The organism is Psychrobacter aestuarii (assembly GCF_904846035.1).
Taxonomy (GTDB): Bacteria; Pseudomonadota; Gammaproteobacteria; order Pseudomonadales; family Moraxellaceae; genus Psychrobacter; species Psychrobacter aestuarii.
In genome coordinates, this window is record NZ_CAJGYT010000001.1 from 709230 (window position 1) to 735685 (window position 26456).

The 26456-nt window shown below is 49.9% G+C and carries 22 protein-coding genes; 17 read left to right on the forward strand and 5 right to left on the reverse strand.

The window, feature by feature from the left end:
* Nucleotides 1–115 precede the first annotated feature (115 nt).
* The 11 genes from JMW05_RS02870 to JMW05_RS02920 all read left to right on the forward strand — a co-directional run bounded on the left by JMW05_RS02870 (nt 116) and on the right by JMW05_RS02920 (nt 11989).
* On the forward strand, nt 116–445 hold the full coding sequence (locus JMW05_RS02870; protein ID WP_201503899.1) for a hypothetical protein: 330 nt from the start codon (nt 116–118) through the stop codon (nt 443–445).
* Nucleotides 446–654: 209 nt separating this feature from the next.
* Nucleotides 655–1152: a peroxiredoxin gene (locus JMW05_RS02875; RefSeq protein WP_201503900.1), complete on the forward strand. Its 498-nt coding sequence runs from the start codon at nt 655–657 to the stop codon at nt 1150–1152.
* Nucleotides 1153–1299: 147 nt separating this feature from the next.
* Nucleotides 1300–2763 carry a dihydrolipoyl dehydrogenase gene (locus JMW05_RS02880; protein ID WP_201503901.1) on the forward strand — a complete coding sequence of 488 codons (1464 nt, stop codon included), beginning with the start codon at nt 1300–1302 and terminating at the stop codon, nt 2761–2763.
* Nucleotides 2764–2850: 87 nt separating this feature from the next.
* Nucleotides 2851–4017 carry a mechanosensitive ion channel family protein gene (locus JMW05_RS02885; RefSeq protein WP_201503902.1) on the forward strand — a complete coding sequence of 389 codons (1167 nt, stop codon included), beginning with the start codon at nt 2851–2853 and terminating at the stop codon, nt 4015–4017.
* A gap of 175 nt (nt 4018–4192) precedes the next feature.
* A complete protein-coding gene (rlmKL, locus tag JMW05_RS02890; RefSeq protein ID WP_201503903.1) occupies nt 4193–6466 on the forward strand; it encodes a bifunctional 23S rRNA (guanine(2069)-N(7))-methyltransferase RlmK/23S rRNA (guanine(2445)-N(2))-methyltransferase RlmL in 2274 nt (757 codons plus the stop codon).
* Nucleotides 6467–6690: 224 nt separating this feature from the next.
* Nucleotides 6691–7266, forward strand: a complete 576-nt coding sequence (locus JMW05_RS02895; protein WP_199508542.1) for a TerD family protein — start codon at nt 6691–6693, stop codon at nt 7264–7266.
* A gap of 227 nt (nt 7267–7493) precedes the next feature.
* Nucleotides 7494–8561: a DUF475 domain-containing protein gene (locus JMW05_RS02900; protein ID WP_201503904.1), complete on the forward strand. Its 1068-nt coding sequence runs from the start codon at nt 7494–7496 to the stop codon at nt 8559–8561.
* A 147-nt stretch (nt 8562–8708) separates the two neighbouring features.
* Entirely contained in the window at nt 8709–9635 is a 927-nt protein-coding gene (locus tag JMW05_RS02905) for a glutaminase (RefSeq protein WP_265090592.1), read from the forward strand.
* Between the two features lie 216 nt (nt 9636–9851).
* Nucleotides 9852–10427, forward strand: coding sequence for a TerD family protein (locus JMW05_RS02910; RefSeq protein ID WP_201503905.1), 576 nt, complete (start codon nt 9852–9854; stop codon nt 10425–10427).
* Nucleotides 10428–10580: 153 nt separating this feature from the next.
* Complete coding sequence (locus JMW05_RS02915) at nt 10581–11333, forward strand: TIGR00266 family protein (protein WP_201503906.1); 753 nt, start codon at nt 10581–10583, stop codon at nt 11331–11333.
* A 47-nt stretch (nt 11334–11380) separates the two neighbouring features.
* Nucleotides 11381–11989, forward strand: coding sequence for a TerD family protein (locus JMW05_RS02920; RefSeq protein ID WP_201503907.1), 609 nt, complete (start codon nt 11381–11383; stop codon nt 11987–11989).
* A gap of 108 nt (nt 11990–12097) precedes the next feature.
* Here the strand turns inward: JMW05_RS02920 and JMW05_RS02925 are convergent, their stop codons facing one another.
* Entirely contained in the window at nt 12098–13363 is a 1266-nt protein-coding gene (locus tag JMW05_RS02925; RefSeq protein WP_201503908.1) for a TerD family protein, read from the reverse strand.
* Nucleotides 13364–13662: 299 nt separating this feature from the next.
* On the opposite strand from JMW05_RS02925, the gene JMW05_RS02930 reads away from it, so the two are divergent.
* The 5 genes from JMW05_RS02930 to JMW05_RS02950 all read left to right on the forward strand — a co-directional run bounded on the left by JMW05_RS02930 (nt 13663) and on the right by JMW05_RS02950 (nt 19191).
* Nucleotides 13663–14748, forward strand: a complete 1086-nt coding sequence (locus tag JMW05_RS02930) for an ATP-grasp domain-containing protein (protein WP_201503909.1) — start codon at nt 13663–13665, stop codon at nt 14746–14748.
* A gap of 91 nt (nt 14749–14839) precedes the next feature.
* Nucleotides 14840–16108: a phosphoribosyltransferase domain-containing protein gene (locus JMW05_RS02935; protein ID WP_201503910.1), complete on the forward strand. Its 1269-nt coding sequence runs from the start codon at nt 14840–14842 to the stop codon at nt 16106–16108.
* A 4-nt stretch (nt 16109–16112) separates the two neighbouring features.
* Nucleotides 16113–16928: an HAD hydrolase family protein gene (locus JMW05_RS02940; protein WP_201503911.1), complete on the forward strand. Its 816-nt coding sequence runs from the start codon at nt 16113–16115 to the stop codon at nt 16926–16928.
* Nucleotides 16929–16935: 7 nt separating this feature from the next.
* Nucleotides 16936–18111, forward strand: a complete 1176-nt coding sequence (locus tag JMW05_RS02945; RefSeq protein ID WP_201503912.1) for a cysteine protease StiP domain-containing protein — start codon at nt 16936–16938, stop codon at nt 18109–18111.
* Nucleotides 18112–18168: 57 nt separating this feature from the next.
* Nucleotides 18169–19191 (forward strand): HpcH/HpaI aldolase/citrate lyase family protein, encoded by a 1023-nt coding sequence (locus JMW05_RS02950; protein ID WP_201503913.1) that lies wholly within the window; start codon nt 18169–18171, stop codon nt 19189–19191.
* Nucleotides 19192–19205: 14 nt separating this feature from the next.
* Here JMW05_RS02950 and JMW05_RS02955 read toward each other — a convergent pair whose 3' ends face one another.
* The 4 genes from JMW05_RS02955 to acnB all read right to left on the reverse strand — a co-directional run bounded on the left by JMW05_RS02955 (nt 19206) and on the right by acnB (nt 24813).
* Nucleotides 19206–20021 (reverse strand): alpha/beta fold hydrolase, encoded by an 816-nt coding sequence (locus tag JMW05_RS02955; RefSeq protein ID WP_201503914.1) that lies wholly within the window; start codon nt 20019–20021, stop codon nt 19206–19208.
* Nucleotides 20022–20397: 376 nt separating this feature from the next.
* Nucleotides 20398–20835, reverse strand: a complete 438-nt coding sequence (locus JMW05_RS02960; protein ID WP_201503915.1) for a PACE efflux transporter — start codon at nt 20833–20835, stop codon at nt 20398–20400.
* Nucleotides 20836–21101: 266 nt separating this feature from the next.
* Entirely contained in the window at nt 21102–22025 is a 924-nt protein-coding gene (locus JMW05_RS02965; protein WP_201503916.1) for a hypothetical protein, read from the reverse strand.
* Nucleotides 22026–22209: 184 nt separating this feature from the next.
* Complete coding sequence (gene acnB / locus JMW05_RS02970) at nt 22210–24813, reverse strand: bifunctional aconitate hydratase 2/2-methylisocitrate dehydratase (protein ID WP_201503917.1); 2604 nt, start codon at nt 24811–24813, stop codon at nt 22210–22212.
* 497 nt (nt 24814–25310) lie between these two features.
* On the opposite strand from acnB, the gene lipA reads away from it, so the two are divergent.
* Nucleotides 25311–26357 carry a lipoyl synthase gene (gene lipA / locus JMW05_RS02975; protein WP_201503918.1) on the forward strand — a complete coding sequence of 349 codons (1047 nt, stop codon included), beginning with the start codon at nt 25311–25313 and terminating at the stop codon, nt 26355–26357.
* Nucleotides 26358–26456: the final 99 nt, after the last annotated feature.

The window sequence follows — 26456 nt, forward strand, 5'->3', positions numbered from 1 at the left end:
TTGGTTGGCTTTAATATTTAGAATTGCTATCGTAATGACGATTTTCATCTCTGCCACTGGCCGCTTATTCAGCGATGAGATGTCTGACCCTGATTGTTTATCGTAGAGGATAGTTATGAAGTTGTTGAAGTTAATCCCATTCGCTGTCGTCGGTTTGATGGGCGTCACCCAAGCGAATGCTGTCGATATCAAACAAGACAATATCAATAAGTGTGTGACTGGCGCGGTCAAATACAAAGTGGCGGACAAAAATACCGCAAGCAAGCTGTGTACCTGCACCATTGGCGTGCGCAGCAAAATGACCATCGGTCAAATGTGGGAAATCGAAAGCTACGCACAGAGCAAAAAAGACCCATCGACCCTACCGTATGTCAAAACCATGCAAAAAGACTTGCAGCAGTGCACCGAAGGCTTGGATCTAAAACAACCACAAAAGCCTGCGTAAATCGCTTTTCATCCGCGCAGCAAACGCGCCGATGCTACAAAACGATACACGGTTTTTACAAAAAGACTGACCTAGGTTGGTCTTTTTTTGTTGCTTGGTATCCCAACTGGCACGCCCATACAGAACCTGCTACTCTAGCTAAAAAAGCGAAAACGTCAGTATCCTGACCCCTCGCACCATAATTAGCATAATGAATAAAGGACTGTATCATGGCCAAGCCCACCGATGAAAACATCGCACTTCCTACCTTTCCTGTCTCGATGGTACGCAAACTGGACGGCAACTTTGTCACCGATGAGGTGGTCCTTGCCGATATGATTAAAAACACCCAGCGCGGACTCATCTTATATTTTTATCCCAAAGACAATACCTCAGGCTGCACCACGCAAGCCACAGAGTTCACCGAACACTTGCAGCATTTTGACACCCTCGGCTATCGCGTCGTCGGTGTCTCACGCGACAGCATTGAATCGCACAAAAAGTTTATGGACAACCATGACTTACAAATCGCCCTCATCAGCGATGAAGACGAGCAGCTGTGTCAGCATTTTGACGTCATCCGTGAAAAAAACATGTACGGCAAGACCACGTTGGGTCTGGTGCGCTCTACCTTTGTTTTTGATGCCGATGGCACATTGACTCATGCGCAGCGCAACCTACGCGCCAAAGGTTATGTCGAGCGCTTGTTAGAAACGCTCGCTCGCTAATCAAACGCCGATACGCCGTCTTAAGCATTATACTTATCCTCATGTATTTTTAAAATCTGGCTTGGTTACTTTGGTATACACCTAATGTGTGCCCGCTATAAGACGATAATGCCAGCTTTTTTGCCCTTCTTTTAACTTGGACAGTTTATGACAATCAATAATAATACCAATCGTTCAGATACCAGCCGCACAGTCACTCGCAGCGTGGCGGTCGCCATTATCGGTGCAGGTACGGCAGGGCAAAATGCCTTTCGTCAAGCCAGCAAACAGACCGATGATATCGTGATTATCAATGACGGCTTTTGGACGACGACTTGTGCCACCGTTGGCTGTATGCCAAGCAAGCTGTTGATTGCCGCTGCCGACCGCGCGCATGAGGCAAAAACCGCAGACATCTTTGGCGTGCATGCCGAGGTTGAGATAGATGGCAAAGCGGTGATGGCACGGGTACAAGCAGAGCGCGACCATTTTGTCAGTTTTTCACAAAAACAGGTCAACGACTGGGACGATGATAAAAAAATCGCAGGACAGGCGTGTATCAATGCTGATGGCAATATTGAAGTGAATGATGAGTGTATCGAGGCGCAGCACATCATCATTGCGACAGGCAGCTCGCCGTTCATTCCTGAGGGCTGGGCAGAGACGCTGGGTGACAGCCTGCTGACTTCGGACACGGTATTTGAGCTGCAAGATTTGCCTGCGTCTTTGGCAGTGGTCGGCGCAGGTGCAATCGGACTGGAGTTGGCGCAAGCCTTTGCCCGCCTTGGGGTTGAGGTCACCCTCTTTAACCGTGTAGGGCGTGTGGGCGGTCTCAAAGACAAAGACGTCAATCAACAAGCCATCACTTGCTTGTCTAATGAGCTGACCCTTGAGCTTGACAGTAAAATCAATGAGGTCGCCTGCGACAGTCAGGACGGTACACTGCGTGCCACCATTGATTACTGCGACCATCATGGCGAGCAAAAACAGTGGCAAGGCGAGCGCGTGTTGGTCGCTACAGGTCGCCGCAACAACATAGAGCGCCTTGGCGTCACCCATCTGGGTGTGAGCTTGGATGACAAAAACCGCCCGCAAGACTTGGATAAAAACACGGGGCGCATCGGTGATTTGAACGTCTATATCATCGGTGATGCCAACGCGCACCTGCCCATCTTGCACGTGGCAAGTGATGAAGGCTTTAGCGCGGGACATTCGGTATGCCTTAACGATGAGCAAAGCCATTTGCGCCCGCCGTCCATCCCGCTGTCTATCGTATTTTGTGAACCACAAATCGCCACCGTCGGCATGTCGTTGCCCGAGATCGAAGCGCAGAATCTTGAATATGTGATTGGCAAGGTCAACTTTAGCAATCAAGGGCGCAGCCGTATCATGGCGGTCAACTGCGGTAAGCTGCACATTTATGCATGTGCTAAGACGGATAAAATCTTGGGCGCGTGCATGGCAGCACCCGATGGCGAGTACATTGCCCATATCTTAGCCATCGCCATCACCAATGAGATGAGCATTAAGACCTTGCTGGAGTCGCCTTTTTATCATCCGACCATTTTGGAGGGCTTACGCAGCGCCCTGCGCCACGCGCAAGAGCAGATGTCTATCCCGCACCAAAGCTGATGGCATCGTGGGCAGATAGGTATATACTAGGGACGTTGTATATACGTTGAATCACATACGCTAGGCAAAAGACAAACAGGGAAGCAAATGGCTGGTATTACCGATTTTTTTCAAGAAATCATACAAGATTTGCATACCAGCTTGTATCTTGCGATTGGTGGCTCATTAGAAGAGGACTCGCGTGATTGGCAAACCCATGCGGTTGAGCTGACCAGCACAGGCATCAAAATCGTCATATTGCTGGCGGTGCTTGGCTTTGTCTATTGGCTTGCCAATTATGTGTTAAAGCACAACCACCGCCGCCTACATTTTAATGAGCGCCGCGCCAAGATTGCACGCTCCTTTTTGCGCTATGTTTGGATTGTCGCCAGCCTGATTGCGGTCATGAGCCAGATCAATATTGAGCCTACCACCATCAAGGCGACCGCCAAAGCGAGCATTTGGGCGGGTATTTATTATGTGCTGTGGACGTCCTCAGGGCACATCATCCACCGCGTACTGCAGCATTATGGGCTGAGCGCCTCCATCGAGCAGCTGCTCAAAAACATCCTATCGGTTCTGATTTTAGTCCTAGGACTCGCCAGCGTGATGGCGCAGTTTGGCTTTGATATCGTCTCACTGGTAGCGGGTCTGGGGATTGTCGGTTTGGCGGTGGGTTTTGCCGCACAGTCCACGCTTGCCAATTTTATCGCGGGCATTACCATTTTGCTTGAGCAGTCATTTCAGGTGGGCGATTGGATCAGTATCAGCGACCGTGAAGGACGTGTGGTGCTGATATCTTTGCGCACCACGCACATTCTGACCCGCGACAACATCACGGTGATTATCCCGAACTCCAACGTTGCCTCCTCCGAGGTGATTAACCTGACTGCCAAAAACTTTGTGCGCTTTGACATTCGCGTGCGTATCGCCTTTGAAGCCGATGTCGATGCCGCACGTGAGGTGATACTAAACACGCTAAAAGATACCGAAGCGGTACTGAGCCGTCCTGAATCCTCCGCGACGATTGCGGAGATTGGTGAGTATGGCGTGTATTTTATCGTGCGCTTTTGGGTCAAGCCCGCCTCTGTCGCCAGAATGCCGATTATCAAAGAAGGACTGTACGAAAATATCAAGTCAGGCTTTGATACGGCGGGCATCTCTATCCCCTATCCGCACATGCGCTTATTGATGCCAAAAGACGTGGACTACCCCATCCACACCAAGCCCTTTGCCACCACCATGGAAGTGGTCAAAAAAGACGCCCCGCAGTAACCCTACCCACATCGCGCCCAAACCACGCCCAAATCCAGACCAAAGACGCGAGGCAGTATTACCTCGGTCAAGCGGTCTTGTGTCCCCCTATCGGTAAACAATTTGTGTTAAAATCACGGGTTAATTGAGTTTATTTTACCACCCCATTTATGCCGCCATTGGCACAGGTATTTGTATGACAGACCCCCGCACGCCCCTATCTTCACTTGAGCTTATCATCACTTGTGCCGATGGCTTGGAGCTGCCGCTACAGACCGAGCTTGCCAGCTTTGGTATTAGCAGCGAGATTAAAAGCACTGGTCGCCTTGCGATTACCGCAAGTCTGCGCGATTTGTACACCATTTGCTTGTGGTCGCGGGTGGCGTCACGGGTATTGATGCCGATTAAACGTCGCAATATCAATAAAGAATACGATGTCGCCGAGCAGCTGTATGGTCTAGCCAAGTCGGTCAACTGGCTAGAGCAATTTTCGGTAGACGATACCTTTGCCATCCGTCTGTCGGTCGATAAGCGTGTGGCGGTCAATCAGCAGTTCGCTATGCTGCGTATCAAAGACGCCATTGCCGATACCTTTAATGAAGCCAGCGGCAGCCGCCCCAATGTCGATAGCCGCAATCCTGACTTTGCGATTTTTGCGACGGTGAATGACAAGCAAGCCGAGCTGTATTTGGACTTGTCAGGCACCAGTTTGCACCGCCGTGGCTACCGCGTGGCGATGACCGAAGCACCCTTAAAAGAAAACCTTGCCGCCGCCCTACTCTATAGCGCAGGCTGGCACAAAAAGAACGAAGACGGCAGCCGATACTATGACACGCTGGTTGACCCGATGTGTGGCTCGGGCACGTTTTTGATTGAAGCTTTGCTTATGCACTGTGACTACGCGGTCGGTATCGATAAAGCGGCGCGTCAGTTTGGCTTTTATGCGTGGCAGCACCATGATGCCGAGTTGTGGAACAGCTTGGTTGGAGATGCGCAAAGCCGCTTTGCCGCCGCCCTTGCCAAAGTACAAGAAAACCCTGAGTCCCTGCCAAACGTGCTGGGCTTTGATGCCGATATCGGCGCGATTATCGCCACGCAAAAAAACCTCCTTGCCGCAGGTCTGCACGATGTCGTCCCGCACATCACGCTAGAAAACCGCGCCCTTGTGCATTTAAGCCGTCAGTTGCGCCCCTTGGTGACAGCGGGCAGCATTAAGCGTCCGCTGATTATGACCAACCCGCCATACGGTGAGCGTCTGGGCGATGAGGCAATGATTAAGCCTTTGTATCAAGCCTTAGCATTACAGCTGCAAGACAGCTTTGCAGGCAGCGGTATCGCACCAAAGCTTGGGGTACTTGCCGCGCATGTTGAGCAGGCGGATATTCTGCCGATTACTGAGCCTGAAACCCTGCGCTGCCACAACGGCGCGATTGTGGTCTATTTCCGCCACGGCACGCTACAGATGCGCCAAAATATTCCGCTGATTGAGCGTTTTGAAAAACGTGAGATTGACAGCGAAGAGGCACAAGACTTTATCAATCGCTTGCAAAAAAACCTGCAACGCCTCAAAAAAATAGCCATGAAGTCTGGCGTGACCAATCTGCGCATCTACGATGCCGACTTGCCTGACTTTAAAGTCGCGGTCGATGTCTATGGCGACTATGTCCACGTACAAGAATACGCGCCGCCAAAGAGCATTCCGCCAGAAACCGCCAAAAAACGCTTTAACCTTGCGCTGCTCGGTATCCGTGAAGTGCTCGGCGTCAACCGTGAGCAGGTGTTTATTAAGACCCGCGCGCGTCAATCGGGCAATGAGCAGTACAGCAAGCAAGGACAGGCGGACAAAAAAGGCAAGTTTCATATCGTTAAAGAAGACAACGCCTATTTTTATGTCAACTTTACCGATTATCTGGACACAGGCTTGTTTATTGACCACCGTAACATGCGCGCGCGCATCAAGGCGGCAAGTGCCAATCAGCGCGTATTAAACCTATTCGCCTATACCTGTACTGCCAGTACCCACGCGGCATTGGCGGGCGCAAGTCATGTCACGAGCGTCGATTTGTCACAAAACTACCTCGACTGGGGCAAACAAAACTTTGTGTTAAACGGTATTGATATTGAGCGCCGTCATTATCAGTTCATCGCTGCCGACACCTTTGAGTGGATTAAAAACAACACCGAGCAGTACGATGTGATTTTTATCGACCCGCCGACCTTTTCTAACTCGAAAAAGTTCCAAGGTACGTTCGATGTGCAGCGCGACCATGCGGCACTGATTAACCGCGCGATGAACCGCCTCAGCTCAGACGGCGTGCTGTTTTTCTCAAACAACTTTACCCGCTTTGAGTTGGATGAGGGCTTGCGCCAGCGTTATGACGTGATTGATATTACCGCCAAAACCATTGGCTTTGATTTTAATATCAAAAAACCGATTCACCAAAGCTTTGAGTTTCGTCATAAGGCGTAGTCACAAGGCATAGTCACGCGCGATACTGCCAAGTCTTCAAGCGATATTGACGGCAAAAAAAACGTTGCAAAAAGTACATTGCTTGGTAAATCAAAGTCATATATGTTACAAAGGATGGTGACCTAATCATTGCGTGATTGGGTCATTTTTATGATTTTTTATAATAATATCGCAGTGCCTCGATACTGACGCTGATATTCATTCTAATAACAAAAGGGTTTTTTATGGCTTTATCATTAAACAAAGGCGGCAACCTCTCATTAACCAAGACCGACCCCAACTTAACCAAACTGCTGGTCGGTTTGGGCTGGGATGAGCGCGCAACCTCGGGCGCGGAGTTTGACCTCGATGCCAGTGTATTTTTGCTCAGCAATGCAGGCAAGGTACGCGGCGACCATGATTTTATTTTTTATAACCAATTAAAGTCTGACAATGGCGCGGTTGAGCATACTGGCGACAACCGTACTGGCGAAGGCGATGGTGACGATGAAGTCATCAAGGTGAACCTCACCCAAGTACCGAGCGATGTGGACAAAATCGTGGTCACGGTCACCATTCACGAAGCCGCAGCACGTAACCAAAACTTCGGTCAAGTGGCGAATGCCTTTATCCGTGTGGTCAATGAAGAGACGGGCACGGAAGTGGTGCGCTTTGACTTGGCAGAAGACTACTCGGTTGAGACGGCGATGGTCTTTGGCGAGGTGTATCGTCACAATGGCGAGTGGAAATTCCGCGCCGTTGGTCAAGGGTATTCAGGCGGCTTGCAGGCAATGTGTCATCAGTACGGCGTCGATATCTAAAGCGCTTATCGCAGCGACTGCCGTCTGATGCACTATGTGATTGACGAGTATTTATCGTATTGTTTTTAATGATTAAAGCGTGTTCGTTCACGCTTTAATTGGTTTTCTACTGCTCATCTGCTATACCCACTGCTGATTTTTTATGCGTTACTTGAGCCATTGAATCTGACAGTGCGCGGGTCTGAGTCTGACTCTCTCTCGTTTTACACTCTCTTATAGGATATGTCATGAGGCATTTTTATTTAGACTTTATCTTTACTGCGATTGCCCTGATTGTGGCATCGTGGTGGGGATATTCACATGGCGGCATGGGCGGACTGATTTCAGCGCTGTCTATCACCGCGATTTTGGCAGTGATGGAAATCTCGTTGTCGTTTGATAACGCGGTCGTCAATGCCTCGGTGCTTAAGCACTGGGATCATTTTTGGAAGATGATTTTCTTGACCGTCGGTATTTTGATTGCCGTCTTTGGTATGCGTTTGGTCTTCCCGATTGTCATTGTTGCCGTCACCGCCGATATGGGCATGATGGAAGTCATTAATTTGGCACTGTATGAGCCGACTGAGTATTCAGCAAAACTCATGGCGCACCATGCAGAGATTTCGGCATTTGGTGGTATTTTCTTGCTGCTGGTGTTCTTAAACTTTGTCTTTGATGACAAAGACGTGCACTGGTTTGAATGGTTAGAAAGCCGTCTTGCCAAGCTCGGTAAAGTCGATGCCATGAGTGTGTTTGTGGCGCTGATTGTGCTGATGATTGCGGTATCGCAGGCAGCGACCCAGCAAGCAAGTGCGGTATTAATCGCGGGCGTTTGGGGTATTTTGGTATACCTTGGCGTGCAGGTGGTCTCAGGTATGCTAGAAGGTGATCTTGAAGAAGATCTGGCAGCCGAGGAGTCAGGCAATGCGGGTGCTGCGACCAGCGCGATTATGAAAGGCGGTATCATTGGTTTCTTATATCTAGAAGTCTTGGATGCATCGTTCAGCTTTGATGGGGTGATTGGCGCGTTTGCGATTACCAATGACGTGATTATCATCATGCTGGGTCTCGCGATTGGTGCGATGTTCGTGCGTTCGATGACCATCTTTTTGGTGGAAAAAGGCACGCTTGATGAGTTTATTTATCTCGAGCACGGCGCGCATTATGCTATCGGCGCACTTGCCATCATCATGCTGCTGTCGGTCAAATTCCATGTCCCTGAGCTGATTACGGGTCTTATCGGTATTGCCTTTATCGGTCTTGCATTGTGGGGCTCGCTCAAACATCGCAAGATGGAAGCGGCCAATATTGAATAGTGTCCAGTAAAATATAAGCACCCCAAGCAAGCCATCACTTTTGTGGTGGCTTGTTTTTTTATGCGCGTTTTTTGCGATTTTGCTGCCCTTAGCCGTAGATTCAGTTACAATCGTGCGCATTCAATCACCAGTAATGCGATGAGTGGTATGACTATGCAACACATTTTAAATAATATCGCCAAAGAGATGGCGCGTGAGACAGAGCGCGGCAAAGTCGCCGATTATATTCCGCAGCTCGCGCATGTCGATCCCAATCAGTTTGGTATTGCGGTGGCGACCCCTGATGGCAAGATGTATGCCGCAGGCGATGCCGACACGCTGTTTTCGATTCAGAGTATCTCAAAGGTATTCACCCTGACCATCGGTCTTGGCAAGCTTGGGGACGCGCTGTGGACGCACGTGGGGCGCGAGCCATCAGGCGATCCGTTCAACTCCATTATGATGCTCGAGCATGAGTCTGGACGCCCGCGCAACCCGTTTATCAATGCAGGGGCGATTGCGGTGGTTGACGCCATCATGATGGGACACGAGCCAAAAGAGACGCTGGGCGAGATTTTGCAGTTTGTGCGCTTTATTGCCGATGACGATACCATCAGCTTTGACCACAAGGTTGCCGCCTCAGAGATGCAGCACAAAGACCGCAACGCATCGCTTGCCCACTTTATGAAGTCCTTTGGTCGCCTAAAGCATGATGTGGACAAGGTATTGGGCACCTATTTTCACCAGTGCTCGATTGCCATGAGCTGTCGCCAGCTGGCGCGTGCGGGGCTGTTTTTGGTATCCAATGGTGTCAATCATCACACAGGGGTGCGCGTGATTAATGCCCAGCGCTCACGGCGTATCAACTCACTGATGATGATGTGCGGGCATTATGATGGCTCGGGCGAGTTTGCTTATCGGGTCGGTTTGCCTGGCAAAAGTGGTGTTGGCGGCGGTATTTTGACCATCGCTCCAGGCAAAGGCTCTATAGCAGTGTGGTCGCCTGGACTTGACCATATTGGCAACTCCAGACTGGGCTCTAAGGCGCTTGAGATGTTCGTTCAAGAGACGGGCTGGTCGGTGTTTGGGCACTAACGTGTCGCTTGTTCATCGGTATATTACCAATGCGTAACTGCACAAAATTCGCCTTGCGTCCCTACGCCACGCTTAGTATAGTAAAGTGTCACCTAAGCGATAACCCTTATCACTTATCTGAGCGTATCGCGGCGGTGCAGATTGTACGATTTTGTGTTTTCGGGCGTAAGGGTTTGCCCTTTGTCCACTATTTAAATAACGATTAAGGATACAAACATGGCTATCAGCTTAACCAAAGGCGGTAACGTTAACCTATCAAAAGAAGCACCAGGCTTAACCAACATTACAGTTGGTCTGGGTTGGGATCCACGTGCCACCGACGGTCAAGATTTTGATTTGGACGCGATTGGCTTTTTGCTCAACGATGCAGGCAAAGTGCGTCATGACCAAGACTTTATCTTTTTTAACAACCTAAAATCTGACAACGGCGCTGTTGAGCACACAGGCGACAACCGTACTGGCGAAGGCGACGGCGATGATGAAAAAATCAAAGTCAACCTAGCGAGCATCCCTGCAGATGTGAATAAAGTGGCCGTTTGCGCCATCATCTATGAAGGTCAAAGCCGCAACCAAAACTTCGGTCAAGTCGGTGACGCTTACATCCGTGTGGTCAATGACAATGGTAACAGCGAAATCGCGCGTTACGACCTATCAGAAGACGGCAGCACCGAGACGGCAATGATTTTTGGTGAATTGTACCGCCACAATGGCGACTGGAAATTCCGTGCCGTTGGTCAAGGTTTCAGCGGTGGTCTTGGTCCATTAGCGGCATCATACGGCGTTAACGTATAAGTCTGACGCAACCACGCTGGCGCATAGGTATCCTACCTGTGTGCCACGCACCGAGATATTATGCGGTCGCAACGTGCGTATGCCGCAGGGCATAACTGCCCACGTTCTTTTTTATTCCCTATCTAATTCGCTTGATATAAGGATGGCGTACTTATGGCGGCGACCTTCAGTCTGATTGGCACGATTGAGCCTTTTTTACATTGCAACCTAAAGCGCGGCGACTCTATTTATTGTGAAGCCAATGCCATGGTGATGATGGAATCGAACCTTGAGCTAAAAGGTAAGCTGCAAGGCGGCATTATGCAATCACTCATGCGCCGTTTTGCCAATGACGAGTCCTTATTCCAGCAAGAGATTGAAGCGGTACACGGCGAAGGAGACTGCCTGCTCGCCCCTACCCTTGATGGCGATATGCAAATCATTGAGGTCGGCGCGGCACAGTACACCCTAAGCGATGGCGCGTTTGTCGCCGCACAGCGTGACGTGCAAATTAATGCCAATATCCAGCGCAACCTTGGCGGCGCGGTATTCGGCGATACTGGCGGCTTTATGGTCATGCAGACCCAAGGACACGGGCAAGTGGTGGTCTCAGGCTTTGGCTCGTTGTTTGAGATTGAGGTCACGCCTGACAAAGATGTGATTATTGATAATGGTCACGTCGTCTGCTGGGACTCACGCCTTGACTATCGCCTGTCGGTATCGACCAGTAAGAAAAAAGGCTTTATGGGCAATATCATCAACTCGGTGACCAGTGGCGAAGGGATGGTTTTGAACTTCTCAGGACACGGCAAGGTCATCATTTGCTCACGCAACCGCGACAGCTATCAAGGCTGGATTCAAAGCATCCTCGGCAGTAGCTCAGGCGGACGCGGCGGCAACAGCAGCTTTTTAGACCAAATACTTTAATACCCTCTTTTGACTATGACACATTATTAATTATAAGGATAAAACAGATGGCAGTCAGCTTACAAAAAGGACAAAAAATCTCGCTGAGTAAAGAAGCGGGCGGGAACTTAACCAAGGTAAAACTGGGTCTTGGCTGGGATGTGGCAGGCGCTGAGCCCAGCAAGCAAGGCGGCTTTTTGGGCAAGCTATTCGGTGGCGGCGGCGGTGGCAAATCGATTGATTTGGACGCCTCATGCATCATGTTCGATGCCAATAAACAAGTAATCGATACCGTTTGGTTCCGTCAGCTACAGTCTAATGACGGCAGCGTATTACACACAGGTGACAACCGTACAGGCGACGGTGATGGCGATGATGAGGTCATCAATGTGGACTTATCAGCGATTCCTGCGCAAGTGACCTCACTGGTCTTTACCGTCAATAGCTTTACAGGTCAGACCTTTGACAGCGTTGCCAATGCGTTTTGTCGTCTGGTGAATGCCGACAACAACCAAGAAGTCGCACGATACAACCTATCGGCGCAAGGCGGTCATACCGCGATGATTATGGCCAAGGTCTATCGTCACAACAACGAATGGAAAATGCACGCTATCGGTGAAGCGGCGAAAGGTCGTACCTTCCACGACTTGCTACCCGCAGTAACGCCGCACGCGTAACATGTGCGATAGTAAAAACACGAAAAAGCCCACCAGCTACGGTGGGCTTTTTTTGGTCGGCTGCTTGTGTTATCTACATTTTGTAGAACACTTTATACAAGCTGATGGCTATTTTCTACCGCGCTTCCACTGAAAGCCCCAGCCAAACGCTTGGTCCATCTCTTGATGCCCTGCAAAGTAGCGGTTGATGCGCTCGACATTGATGCTGCCGTTTTGATTGACCAAGCGCGCGATGGCACACATGGGCAGATTGCCCGCGCCTTCTGTCAAGCGCGTCTCAATCGGCGGCTGTTCAGGCACGTGAATGGTCACCGCGCCATCGGTTTTTGCCCAGTTGGGTACGCCTTGATAAATAAAGGCAAAAATAAAGACTTCTTTGATGTTTGCCCACTGTGCCCCGTTGATGTCCAGCCATTCGCCCGTTTTGTTTTGTCCTGTGCGGTCGTCAGCGCGCAGGCAGACATACGGCGGCGCGTTTAATTGCCCAAAACGGTCACCCAAAGCCTGAATCAAGGTTTTTTCGCCATTTGCCAGATGCACCATCGCCCCGACATCCAAATCAATATTTTGCCCTTTGCTTAGATGCTGGCTAAATAAATCAGAGAGCAGTCCTTTTTTGGGCGCTGGGCTGCTGTTTTGGTTACCCGTATCGCCTTGCTGATTCCAGTTTAGGTTAACCGCGATTTTACCAAAGTTGTCGCGTTTTTTTAGATTGATGCTCGATTGCGATTTGGTCAGGCTGATTTTGTTTAAATTGATGCTGCTGGGCGCGGCGCTCGGTATCGGCGGCGGTGTAGGTGCGCTGTTTTGACCTGCATTTTGATTTACATTTTGGCTCGTATTTTGAGTATGGTTTTGATTGGCTTGGCTGGGTGCGTCATCGGCAATCTCGACGCCAAAGTGCTCGGACAACGGCTTTAACCCGCCATTAAACCCTTGGGCAATAAAGCGAAATTTCCACGCGCCTTGACGGCGGTAGCATTCAGCCAAAATGATGGCTTTTTCTTCGCGCCCTACGGCAGGCAATGTGGCGCTGAGCAGCTGCTGATTGCCTGCGATGACCTGAATCTCAACGTCACCGATTTGCGCCAAGGGCTTGTCGTTTGAAAAAGCCAAGGCAATTTTTTCAATAGCGCTTGGCTGCGCGGCCAAATCAATGTCGAAGTACCCATCGCTGTCATGACCGCGAAAACTGACGCTGCCATCATCGCTGCGCTTTTGCCCATAAAACACCATATCGCCATCACCACGTACTTTGCCAGTACTGGCCAAACGGTAGGCGGCGCAGTCAATCGGGGCGTTACTCAAGATACGCACGCTGATGGGTTGCGTCGGTAAGGGTGCGTTGGCACCTGCGACTAAGCTTTGGCTCATAATCTCGTCCTATTTGTCTGTATTTATCCTATAAAAATGCGGCGGTGCTCTACTCTACTGACTCAGCAGTCGTGCGCCACCATGGACAGCAGCAAAGGCACATGCTGCTTTGACTATAACAAAATACACGCCAGCGTACCTACTGTTATTGGCTTTTTTGTCAAAATCCAATGCACGCCGCCGCCCGCTACTGGCAGCGCCATCTTATTGATTGCGGGCACTGCACCAAGCTGCTACTATCGTCGCTACAGCGCTGATAAAGCGCTTTTACTGTTTGTTTTTTTAGGAATGACTCATTTATGGACGACACTGCTGCCAAACCCTTGCGACCTGCCGTTTGGCTGGCTGAGGCGCAATCTAGCCAGCGCGATATGTTAGAGAGCCTACAGCTGTTAAAGGTGCAGACGGGCGCTGATTTTGAGATTATCGCCTCCCATCGCAGTGAGCGTCCTGAGATTTTTGAGTTTGCGGACACCGTGTACTATGAGCCTATCGATGAGACGCCGCGCTGGCAGTTCGTGCTTGATAAGGCGATTCAGCACAATGTCAAAGTGCTGTTGACGGGACGCAATGGTCATGAGTACGAAGCCGAGCGTGAGGCCTTTACCCAAGCAGGCATCCGTCTGTTGACAGGGGCGCTGAGCGTCGAGGATTTGGCCGATATCGAGGACAAGTTTGCGTTTACGCAGCGCTGCAAAACAGCGGGCATTGCGGTCGCCGACAGCTGGCGCTTTGATACCGCCGCTGAGCTGAATGACTTGCTGAGTGAGCACGGCGGTCAGCCCTTGTGCGTCAAGCCGATTGTGGGTATTTTTGCCCAAGGGTTTTGGCGTCTTGACAGCGAACGCGCGGCGGACACGCGCTGGGACAGCTTTGAGCATCTGTACTATACCGAAGAGAAAAAAATCACCACCGAGCAGTTTGTTTCCGCTTATACACACAGCGATATGGTGCAGACGCGCCCAATCCCAATGCTGCTGATGCCCTATTTAGATGGGCAAGAATATTCGATTGATATCGTCTGCGAAGCGGGTGAAGTGCTGGCAGCCATCACCCGCTATAAGACAGGCAAAATCCAGCATATCGGCTATGACGACGCTGTGATGAGCGTGGTCAAAACCTTGATTCGCGAATTTGGCTGCGATGGTATCGTGAGCGTCCAGACCAAAGCCGACAAAGCGGATGACGAAGGGCGTCACCATGTGCTCGAAATCAACAGCCGCCCGTCTGGCGGCATCGGCTATACCAATCACAGCGGACTTGACTTGACGCAAGTGGCCTTTGCCTATTGGCTCGGTCTGAGCGACAAACCGATACTTGATGACGTCAGCACACGCATCACCTCCTGCCAAGTACGCTCAATTATGGTGAGTGTGAAGATATAAAGCGTGCTTTACGCTGTCTCATCACACGCACTTAAAGAATAAATACCCTCTGTAATACAGCCTTATCGCCTCTATGGACAACCGCTTTATAATGACCGAACACGACCACGCCTCCCCCACACACCAGCATCAAGTCACCCTACCACGCGGGACATTGCAGCTGTCTTATCGCATCTGTGATCCCCAAACGGTGGCAGATGCGCCTTACCAGCTCGATGATTTACTTGGCTTTGCGCAGCGTATTAACCCAAAACGCGCGTTTTTGTTTGTCTCCAAAGTTTTGGGGCGGCATATCCCCGTTGTGCCCAGCACCATGCGCCGCAGTTTCACGGATTTGGCAAATGCCATTCCTGATGACTTGCCCGAGCCGATTGTGGTGGTGGGCATGGCGGAGACGGCGGGCGGCTTGTCTGCAGGCGTACATAGCGCCTTGCAAACGCGCTATCCCAATGCTTTGTTATTAAACTCCACCCGCCACGCGCAGGCGGACGCGACCTTGCTGACCACCTTTAGCGAAGACCACAGTCACGCCAGCCGTCACTTGCTGTACCAAAGCAATGACCCTGAGGTGCAAGCGCAGCTTTTTGCCAGTAAAACCTTGATTATGGTCGATGACGAGGCATCAACAGGCAACACCTGTATTAACGTGGTCAATGCACTGCGGCAAGCAGGTTTGAGCGCTCTTGAGCAAGTTCATCTGACCACGCTGGTCGATTGGTCATTAGGGCAGGCGGCGATGGATGAGATGCTGGCGGACAAGCTGGCAGGCATCGCTTTTTATCGCCATCATTTATTATCAGGCGCGTGGCAATGGCAAGACGCGCCGAACCCGCCTGCCATCACCATGCCAAGCGTGGACACCACCGATGCAGGCAGCCAGCCCCTGTTACCGACGGGGCTGTGGGGACGCCTGCCCACGCACGACAGCCGCGCTGGGTTTCAGAGCTATGTGACGCAGTTTCAGGCGCAGTTTGCGCAGTATAGTGGCAGTGCTTCTTTTGAGAGTACCAAGCTGCCACAGCGCATTTTGGTGCTAGGCAGCAATGAGTTTGTGTGGTTGCCATTTTTATTGGCAGAATGGTTAAGTCAGCAAGCAAGTGACAGTGAGGTAAAGTTCTCCGCCCTCACCCGCTCACCCATTGCGCTCGGCGGCGCGATTGAATGTATGCTCTCTTTTCAGGACAATTACGGTCTTGGCATGACCAATTTTGTGTACAACGTCGACTCCAAGGCGTGGGACTTGATTGTACTATGTATTGAGACGCCGCCCGATAGTGTCGATGCGCTGTGGTCAGATTTGGACAATGTGCTGGTGCTCAGCCCCGCCACCTGTGACGCGTCATCATTTAAAAGAGCTTAATATCATGCCTGATACCGCCCTATTTTTTACCCCTGATGCCACGATTATCAAGCCCTATGCGCTGATGGATTTGGACGACACCTTGTTTCAGACCATGCGGAAGATTGACGCGTGGGACATTCCGACCACCGCCGCCGATGATTTGGTATGCGCTTCGGTCAACCGCGACGGCGAGCCATTAAGCTTTATGAGCGCGCGGCAAGCGGCGTTTTTTAATTGGCTGCTGCACAGTACTGATCTGATTGTGGTGACCGCGCGCGATACAGACGAGATTCAGCGCGTAAGACTGCCCTTTAGTAGCTGGCAAGTGCTGACCCATGGCGCAGTAATTATGACGCCAGACCGTCAGATGCTGCCCACGTGGGCAGCGCAAATGCACCAAACCTTAATAGCTTTGCAACATAAAATCCGTGCAATACAAGCGCACTTGCAGCACGCCCAACCTACGCTGCGGGTGCGCTTGCACAGTGACCGCTTTTGTGATGAGCACTTGGTCATTTATATTTCTATTAAGCATCCAGACAAAGACCATGACGCCCTAAAGACATTGGCACAAACTTTGCCACAGCAAATTGATAATTTTGCCCAAGATTTTTATGTGCATGTGAATGCCAATAATTTGGCGATACTGCCGCACGCGGTACATAAAAAGCACGCGGTGCAGTTTTTATTAGACCAGCATTTAGAGCCGCGCCGACCAAGCTTTGGCTTTGGCGACAGCTTGGCAGATGTGCCCTTTTTGCAGTGTTTGGACTGGTATGGCACGCCAAGCCGTGGACAGCTGCACGAGCATCTACACACCTCATTGACCGACGAGTAACTGATTCATGACCATTGACCCTACTGCTGATGTCACCCCTTGTCTGTCTGGCTACGGCTCGGGCAGCTACCCTCAAGAGGATGTGACCTTGCTGCTTGACATCGTGGACAAAGACGCGATAAGTGATGTGCCCGTCGATAAAAAAGAAGCCTTGATACAAAGTGGACAGCGGCACTATTCAGACATGCTGACCTTGGAGCGCGCCCCAAGCGCCATACACGAGGCGCTGTACCAAGAGGCGCTGGACGCTGGCGGCGCGCGTATGGCGACGGATATTGCCAATCTGGCGCATACCTTGCACCAGCTGTTCGCTAATGATACCAGCGCACAGACGCCTTTGGTGTTAATCAGCTTGGTGCGTGCAGGTCTGCCTGTTGGGGTGTTGTTGCAGCGGGCGCTGCGTGACCGTGACGCAGATTACGCTTTGCCGAGCGTGCATTACGGCATGAGCATCATCCGCGACCGCGGTTTGGATGCGAACGCTTTGACGCAAATACTGACACAGCACAAAGGCAGCAAGCTGGTCTTTGTCGATGGCTGGACAGGTAAAGGGGCGATTTATGGTGAGCTTGAGCGCAGCCTTGCCGCGTATCAAGACCCCGCGCACCCACATTTTGCCGCGATTTTTCATCAAGGCGCGGATGTCGTGCCGCTATTGACCTTGGCTGACCCTGCGGGCGTGGCGTGGCTGTCAGCGAGTACGGACGACTGGCTGATACCCTCGGGACTACTCAACAGTACCGTCTCAGGGCTGGTGTCGCGCAGTCTGTATACCGCACCTGAAGCGGGCGTTCACCGTGCGGTGATGTATGACGATTTAAGCGAGCACGACCACAGCCGCGCTTTTATTGAACATATCGATGCACTGCGACCACAGCATAATGGGCTGCACCGCTTGCCAACCTATGACGCGCCGCGCTACAGTACCGCGTTGATTGTAAAAAAAATCGCCAGCGAGCAGCAGATTGACAACCCCAACCGCATCAAGCCCACCATCGCTGAGGCCACCCGCGCGATTTTGCGCCGTGACCCTGAGCAAGTATTGCTCGCGAATGCTGAGCATCCAGACACCAAGCTGTTGCGGCATTTGTGCGCGCAACAGCGGATTACCGTGACCATAGCCGGCACAGAGATTTTACCTTATCAAGCCATCACCATCATTAAATCGCGCAGCAAAGACTGAGCGTCTAGCGCTGCTGTTATTTTTTGATTGTATTGATTTACGAGACCACGGTTCATTATGTCAGACACTTCTTTTTCAAGCTTTAGCCATCCCCAGTCTTATCTGCATCATGTGACCGAGCGCCATGACATCGTGCGTGCAGAGTCGCATCACCCCTATCAGCTGGGGGCGAGCCTATATATGCCCGCCACCCGCCAAGACATCTGGCAAGTGATTACGCGTGAAAAGCTTGGCAGTATCAACAGCATTATCATCTGTCTTGAAGACGCGGTCGGGCACAATGAAGTGGACTTTGCCCTTTCGCAGTTGACGTCATTGCTTGCGACGTGGGCGACGCGTATTCAGGCGCAAGGTGATGTGCCTGGGCGACCGTTGGTGTTCGTGCGTCCGCGCCACCCAACCATGCTCCAAGAGCTCGCCGACTGGCCCAATATCGGGCTGATTGATGGCTTTGTGCTGCCCAAGGTGGATATGTATCGGCTCTCAGATTGGCGTATTTCCTGCCAAAATCTGCCAGAAAAGCAGCTGTTGATGCCTACCCTTGAGACCGCCGCCTTGTTCGATGCGCATCACAATCAAGATTTGGCAATTGCCTTTAAAGAGGCTTTTCGTCAGCCTGTTTTTGCGCTGCGCATCGGTGGTAATGACTTGTTTTCGACCCTGCGCTTGCGCCGTCCCAAAGACAGCATCATTTACCAGACGCCTATCGGCACGCTCATCTATCAGATGCTTGGCTGTTTTGTGCCGCACGGTTTTTATTTGACCGCGCCTGTGTTTGAGTATCTTGAACAGCCAACGCTGTTTATGCAGGAGCTGACGCAGGATGTCAGCTTGGGTTTGGTGGGAAAAACGGTCATTCATCCCAATCAGATTGCCTTGGTGCAGCAAGCCTTTGCCGTGCCTTTTGGGACGCTCGATGAGGCCAAAGCCATCTTAGATACTGAAGCCAAAGCGGTGTTTAAATACAACGACACCATGCTCGAGCCTGCCACCCACCGCGCGTGGGCAGAAGAAATTATTGAGCGTGCCAAGGTCTTTGGTACGCTCGATGACCACAGCGCGCCTCAGACCTATTTATAAATCAGCACGCCACTTTAGGCGGCGCAGGTTTCTAAAAACTGTCCCAGCAGCGTATTGATTTGCTCGGGCGCTTCGACGGTGACGGTGTGCCCCGCTTTGTGTACGATAGCAAGTTTGGAGCCTGCAATCGCAAAATGCATGCGCTCAGAGTTATGATAAGGAATGGCATTGTCCTCATCACCGACAATGATGAGCGTGGGCGTTCTGACCCCGCCCAACCGCTCATAGACCCCCGCGCGCGCGATAGCGCCTTGCGCAGCTTTAATGACGCCCACTTTGTGATTGCCCTCAATCTGCTCGAGCCACCACTTGCATTCCTCTTTACGCGAGCGGTCGTTTAAAAAACTCTCACCAAATAAGATGGGCAATACTTTTTTGCTGACGCGCTTTACGCCCAGCCAGCGCACAGCGTTGATGAGCCGCTGATAGTTGGTCACATCTGTAGGGTCGGCTGGGTCTGAGGTAGTTTCGAGCAATATCAGCGAAGCCAAGCGCTGTGGGTGGTAGATGGCCATACGCTGCGCCACAAACCCGCCCATCGACATACCAACAAGATGACACTGCTCAATATTGAGCGCATCCAGCAAGCCCACGACATCGCTTGTGAGCGTATCCATATCATAACCGTCTTTGGTAATCTCCGATTTGCCTTGACCACGAAAATCAAAAGCAATGCAGCGGTACTGCTGACGAAAATAATCCACTTGCTTGTCATACATGCGGGTACTCCACAGCAGACCATGGGCGAACAGCAGCACAGGCTTGTTGGGGGCGTCGGGGGCGCTGTCTTCGTAATAAATATTCGCACCGTTTACGGTCACATATGACATATCAAACTCCTTGTAAATAATGATGGCAGCGTACCGCTATCATGGTTGTTGCATTTCTTATGGGGCTATTGTTGTTGATGGCGTACGGCCAACCTCAAATCCATTGATGGCAAAAAGGTTTGCTTAGCATAAATCACATTGCAGCGCTTGAGTAGCAGGCTTTGTGCGCAATCTGTAAAAATCTCGCCAACGCCGATTTATCCCTTACTAGCGGATAAATACAGCCGTGATTGCCAAGCCATCAATGATAGCGCACCGACAATCGGCACAAAAAAACCCCGCATCTGATTGATACAGGGTTAGTGTGCAAGCGGTATGTGACTTATATTTTGATGGTACCAGACCCGCGTCTGCCGCCTCTTGCCATACACACGCATTATAGCGATGCTGACTGATAGGCATACGGTAAGGTAAATATCTTGTCAAAAATGAGTGTAAACACAAAAGTATAGACTAAGAAAAACAGCAGCAATGCCACCTCCATCATAAAGGCTTGCACCAAGCTCACATCGTACCAAATCATATATAAAGGCAAGCAAATGACCACCAAACCGCCCTCAAAGCCAACGGCATGAATGCTGCGTGTCCATAATGTGCGCTGTGTCTGACGCCTACGACTCTCCCACGCCTCAAAAGCTATGTTGTACAAAAAATTCCAAATGACCGCTGCCAAAGACACTATGATAGCTAGCAATAAAGACTCTGAGGCATCGCCATGACTGAGCTTAATCAATATTAAGGTAGATAAGACAATCGCAAGAAGCTCAAAGGCAACAACATAAACGATGCGACGTTTTAATGGGGATAAGGTCATACACCAAGACTCCACAGCACCTGTTCTTAAAAAAAGTGCTTAACAAAGTATCGGTCCGTCCCGAGAGATAAAAAAGAGAAAATGCAGTGCCACGGTTTCCGCCTGCATGTCCGTCTATTATATAAAAGATGGTGAGAGAAGTCAGCGTGTGGGCTTACAAATAAGACACTTTAGGGCTGTACCTATTATCATTTATCGATCAATAGCGATGGTAAAGCTTATCTACTATTGCTAAGTCTACAACTTATACTAAGTTCTCTCACTCTCTAATTTTTGTCCACAATTTTTGGGATATAACGTATTCTAGGTTTTTTCACAATAACTTTCTGATGTCTAGCTAACATATCTCTAAAAATCTCATATCTCCAAATAACTAACTGTTTGTTTGTAGTCGTATACTCGATAAACCAAACGAATGTCATAAATAAGAACTTTATTAATAACAAAATAATTATTAATATAAACCATACTGCGACTGAGGAAGAAAGAAGAAAAGTCATAATAGAAAAGAAGTTATCATTATTTATAGAAGAGTTTAGAGGTGATAAGCTTACTGTTAAAGCTACTGTAGAAACAACTACCAATGAATTGACTATATAAGAATTTTTTAAAATATTTAAAACTACTAATTCTAAACTTCTACTTGTTGGTTTTCTATATTCAATATTATTATTAATTTCTTCGACTAGATAATCTATATTGTTATTATTTAAAATCTCGCTAACCCAAATTTCCTCCAACTCAAACCTTTTGGTATACATATTGTTTTTATCAATATTTTTTAGATTAGAATTAATTCCAAGTTCAAACTTCATTCTGTTTTCTATGGTATTTCCTTTTAATGGCGAAAGCATTATATTACCCATTGTTAAGCTTATAAACATAAAAAACCAGCCAATTACCGTTGATATTATAAAAAAATTAGATAGATTATTAATATAAAATATACTAACGAAATTATTAACTACAAATAATGATGCATAAAAAATTGTCGACCAACCTAACAAACCTATAGCTTTAATCAAAGACCTTCCTATTTTGTTTTTTGGTACCCAAGCATAAAATATATAAAAATAGTGGTGGACGATATTTATGATATAAGTATCAGTAACCTTGTAATTTTCTCTATCAATTTTTTTGTTTTTTCTACTCTCTTCTAAATTTACATTTTCTTTATCACTATTTTTCAAAACCACCGTATTATCCTCTCTCAATAATTAATTTCGTTAATTATCAACAAATACAAAGAAAATTACAATCAAACATCTGTCGGTAAGCGACACTATATGTCGTAAAGAAAATTTGAGCAAAAAAAACCCCGCATCTCTCGATACGGGGTTTTTTAGTTTAAACAGTAATGAGTCTAAGCAGTGCTTATGCCAACTGCGCGACGTTAATCTTGTCCGCTTCGCTGGTGTATTCTTGCATACGGTCAAAGTTCATGTACTGATACACTTCATCGCCCATGCTGTTTAGCATACCTGCGTACTGCTGGTATTCTTCGTTGGTAGGCAGTTTGCCCAGTACCGCAGCGACTGCCGCAAGCTCAGCTGACGCAAGATACACGTCTGCGCCTTGACCCAAACGGTTCGGGAAGTTACGCGTTGAGGTCGATACCGCGGTAGACTTCGGTGCGATACGTGCTTGGTTACCCATACAGAGTGAGCAGCCTGGCATCTCCGTACGTGCGCCTGCATTGGCGTACGTGTTGTAGTAGCCCTCTTCCATCAACTGACGCGCATCCATCTTGGTCGGTGGTGCAATCCATAGGCGGGTTTTTAGGCTGCCTGCGGGGACGTCTTGCAAGAGCTTACCTGCCGCGCGGAAGTGACCGATGTTGGTCATGCACGAGCCGATGAACACTTCATCAATGCTATCGCCTGCCACATCTGCCAAAGTCTTGGCATCGTCTGGATCGTTCGGGCAGCATAGGATAGGCTCTTTGATGTCGCTCATATCGATGGTCATGTCGATGGCGTATTCTGCGTCGTCATCGGCGCGCAGTAGGCTTGGGTTTGCCAGCCACTCTTGCATGGCTTCGATACGGCGGCTGATGGTACGCGCATCGCCATAGCCTTCGGCAATCATCCATTTTAGTAGCGTGATGTTTGAGTTTAGGTACTCGGTCACTGACGCTTCTGACAAGGTGATGGTACAGCCTGCCGCACTACGCTCAGCAGACGCGTCTGACAATTCAAACGCCTGCTCTGCGGTCAAGTCTTCTAGACCTTCAATCTCAAGGATACGACCGTTAAACTCGTTGATTTTGCCTTTCTTATCAACGGTTAGGTAGCCTTCTTTGATGGCTTGATACGGGATGGCATGTACAAGGTCACGCAAGGTGATGCCAGGCTGACGCTCACCGACAAAACGTACACGTACCGACTCAGGCATATCGAGTGGCATGACGCCCGTTGCCGCAGCAAATGCAACCAGACCAGAACCTGCTGGGAATGAGATGCCCATTGGGAAGCGGGTGTGTGAGTCGCCGCCCGTACCGACCGTGTCAGGCAGTAGCATACGGTTTAGCCATGAGTGAATGATGCCGTCACCTGGGCGGAGGCTTACGCCGCCACGGTTCATGATGAAGTCAGGCAGGGTGTGCTGGGTCTCAACGTCAACAGGCTTTGGATACGCGGCAGTGTGACAGAATGACTGCATCACAAGGTCTGCTTGGAAACCTAAGCACGCCAAGTCTTTTAGCTCGTCACGGGTCATTGGACCTGTGGTGTCTTGAGAGCCGACGGTGGTCATTTTGGGTTCGCAGTACATGCCAGGACGTACGCCGTCTAGACCGCAGGCTTTGCCGACCATTTTCTGTGCCAGCGTGTAGCCTTTGCCAGTCTCTTCTGGCGCTTCAGGTTTTGCGAACACGTCTGAGTATTCAAGTCCCAAATAATCGCGCGCGCGGTTGGTCAAGCCACGACCAACAATCAGTGGAATACGGCCGCCTGCGCGAACTTCATCCAATAGCGTTGGTGAGTTTAACGAAAACTCAGAAATCACTTCGTCTGAATCGTGCTTGGTGATTTTGCCATCGTGTGGGTAAATGTCGAACACATCGCCCATCTCAAGACCATCAACATTGACGTTTTCAATCGGCAATGCGCCTGAATCTTCCATGGTATTAAAGAAAATCGGAGCAATTTTGCCGCCCAATACCAAGCCGCCACCGCGTTTGTTCGGTACGTTTGGAATGTCGTCACCCATCAGCCACAGCACTGAGTTGGTCGCAGATTTTCGGCTTGAGCCTGTACCGACCACATCACCAACATAGGCAAGCGGATGACCTTTTTCTTTAAGCGCTTCAATCTGCTTCATCGGACCACGTACGCCCTCTTCATCAGCAGTCAAACCGTCACGCGAGTTTTTGTGCATCGCAAGTGAATGTAGCGGGATATCAGGACGGCTCCACGCGTCTTGCGCAGGAGACAAGTCATCGGTGTTGGTCTCGCCTGTCACCTTAAAGGTGGTGTAGGTCATTTTTTTAGGCACTTCTGGACGGTTTAAGAACCATTCAGCATTTGCCCAAGACTCGATGACCGATTTTGCGGTTTCGTTGCCGGCTTCGGCTTTTTCAGTCACGTCATGGAACGCATCAAAGACCAGCAAGGTCTTTTTTAGCGCTTCAGCGGCGTTTGCTGCCAGTGCTTCGTCATCTAGGGCAGCGACCAGCGGCTGAACGTTATAACCGCCTTGCATGGTGCCTAAGATGTCTACCGCTTGCGTACGGCTGATAAGGGGTGACTCGGCTTCGCCTTTGATAATCGCTGCCAAGAACGCCGCTTTTACATACGCCGCTTGGTCAACGCCCGCAGGTACGCGCTCGGTCAATAGCTCAAGCAAAAACTCCGCTTCGCCTTCAGGTGGATTTTTTAACAGCTCGGTCAATTCAGCGACTTGATGCTCATTAAGTGGTAGCGGTACAGTTCCTTGTGCGGCACGCTCTTCGACATGCTTACGATAAGCTTCTAACACGATAGTCATCCTTATTTTGAGAGTGGAGCACCGAGCATACGTCAACGCGGGGTTGTGTTTATGCGCGGCAAAATGAATTGGCAACAATATAGCCGAAAATTGTAACAATGTTAATGACCACTGAGCAAAGCTTTGGGCATAATCAACATTTAGTAGAAAAATACAGCTATTGCAGGCGTCTATATATCCATGATAAATAACACAAAAAGTCATTTTGGTAGCACAGCATTTGCGCGGTCATCTGTGCTACAAAGCATTAACCGCGCGGCAAACGTCTCTGCCTTTGTTTATTACCATCAGGAATCTGCAAGCGTATTCGCCATGATTTGCTTTTTATAGCGCCTGCGCCGTTTACCATAACGGCTCTAGATACCCGCTGGCAATAGGTGGTGAAAATTTAGATTCATTTTGTTATAATCACCAGATTAAATACCACGATGTATTGTCACTGCAAAATAAATAAAACCCGTGTCTTTATAAGGGTTTAGGATTCGTTTATGAGCTCATCAGCTGTACAAACACACGTCCCCGCCAGCCAGCCAAAACCAAAAAAAGCAGTTCAAGGTGAAAAGCTGCGCGGCTACGATAAAGTTGCCCGTATCCCAATTAAGATTATCCCGACCGTTGAGGCAAAGAAAAAGCCTGATTGGATTCGCGTCAAAATGTCGTCACCTGCCGAGGTGGAGCGCATCAAAAAGACTTTGCGTCAGCAAAAGCTATACACCGTCTGCGAAGAGGCTGCCTGCCCCAACTTGCCGCAGTGCTTTGGTGATGGTACCGCGACCTTTATGATTATGGGTGACATCTGTACCCGCCGCTGTCCGTTCTGCGACGTGGCGCACGGTCGCCCGAACAAGCTCGACGCTGATGAGCCGCGCCACACTGCTGAGACCATTTTGGGCTTGCAGCTCAAATATGCAGTGATTACCTCAGTTGACCGTGACGACCTAAAAGACGGCGGCGCAGGTCACTTTGTCGAGGTCATCCAAGAATCAAAAGCACTGAGCCCCAACTGCTTGATTGAAATCTTAGTGCCTGATTTCCGTGGTCGTATGGACATCGCGCTGGACTTGCTCTCAGAGACCGCGCCTGATGTGTTTAACCACAATATCGAGACCGTGCCGCGTCTTTACAAAGCGTTCCGCCCAGGCTCAGACTATCAGCACTCGCTTGATTTGTTAAAACTGTACAAAGCGCGCCGCCCTGATATCGCCACCAAATGCGGCTTTATGGTTGGTTTAGGTGAGACCGAAGAAGAAGTCTACGCCCTACTTGACGACCTAAAAGCGCACGATGTGGACATGATTACCATCGGTCAGTACTTACAGCCCAGCAAAAACCACGCGCCTGTAGACCGCTATGTGCATCCTGACGAGTTCCAGCGCTATATGGACTACGGCAAAAAGATTGGCTTCTTTAACATCTGGGCAGGTCCGATGGTACGCTCCAGCTACTTTGCCGACCGTCAGTACTACGGTGAAGACTGCCCAGCGCCAGTACGCAGCAAAAAAGCCTTAGAAGCCGAAGGCAAATTGGGCTGCTAAGCGCTCGACGCATAAGCGTATCAAAGTGATATGACAGGACAGAACAAAGGGAGCACTCAATATGACTGCTCCCTTTTTAGTGGCTAAGCTCCTGTAGCT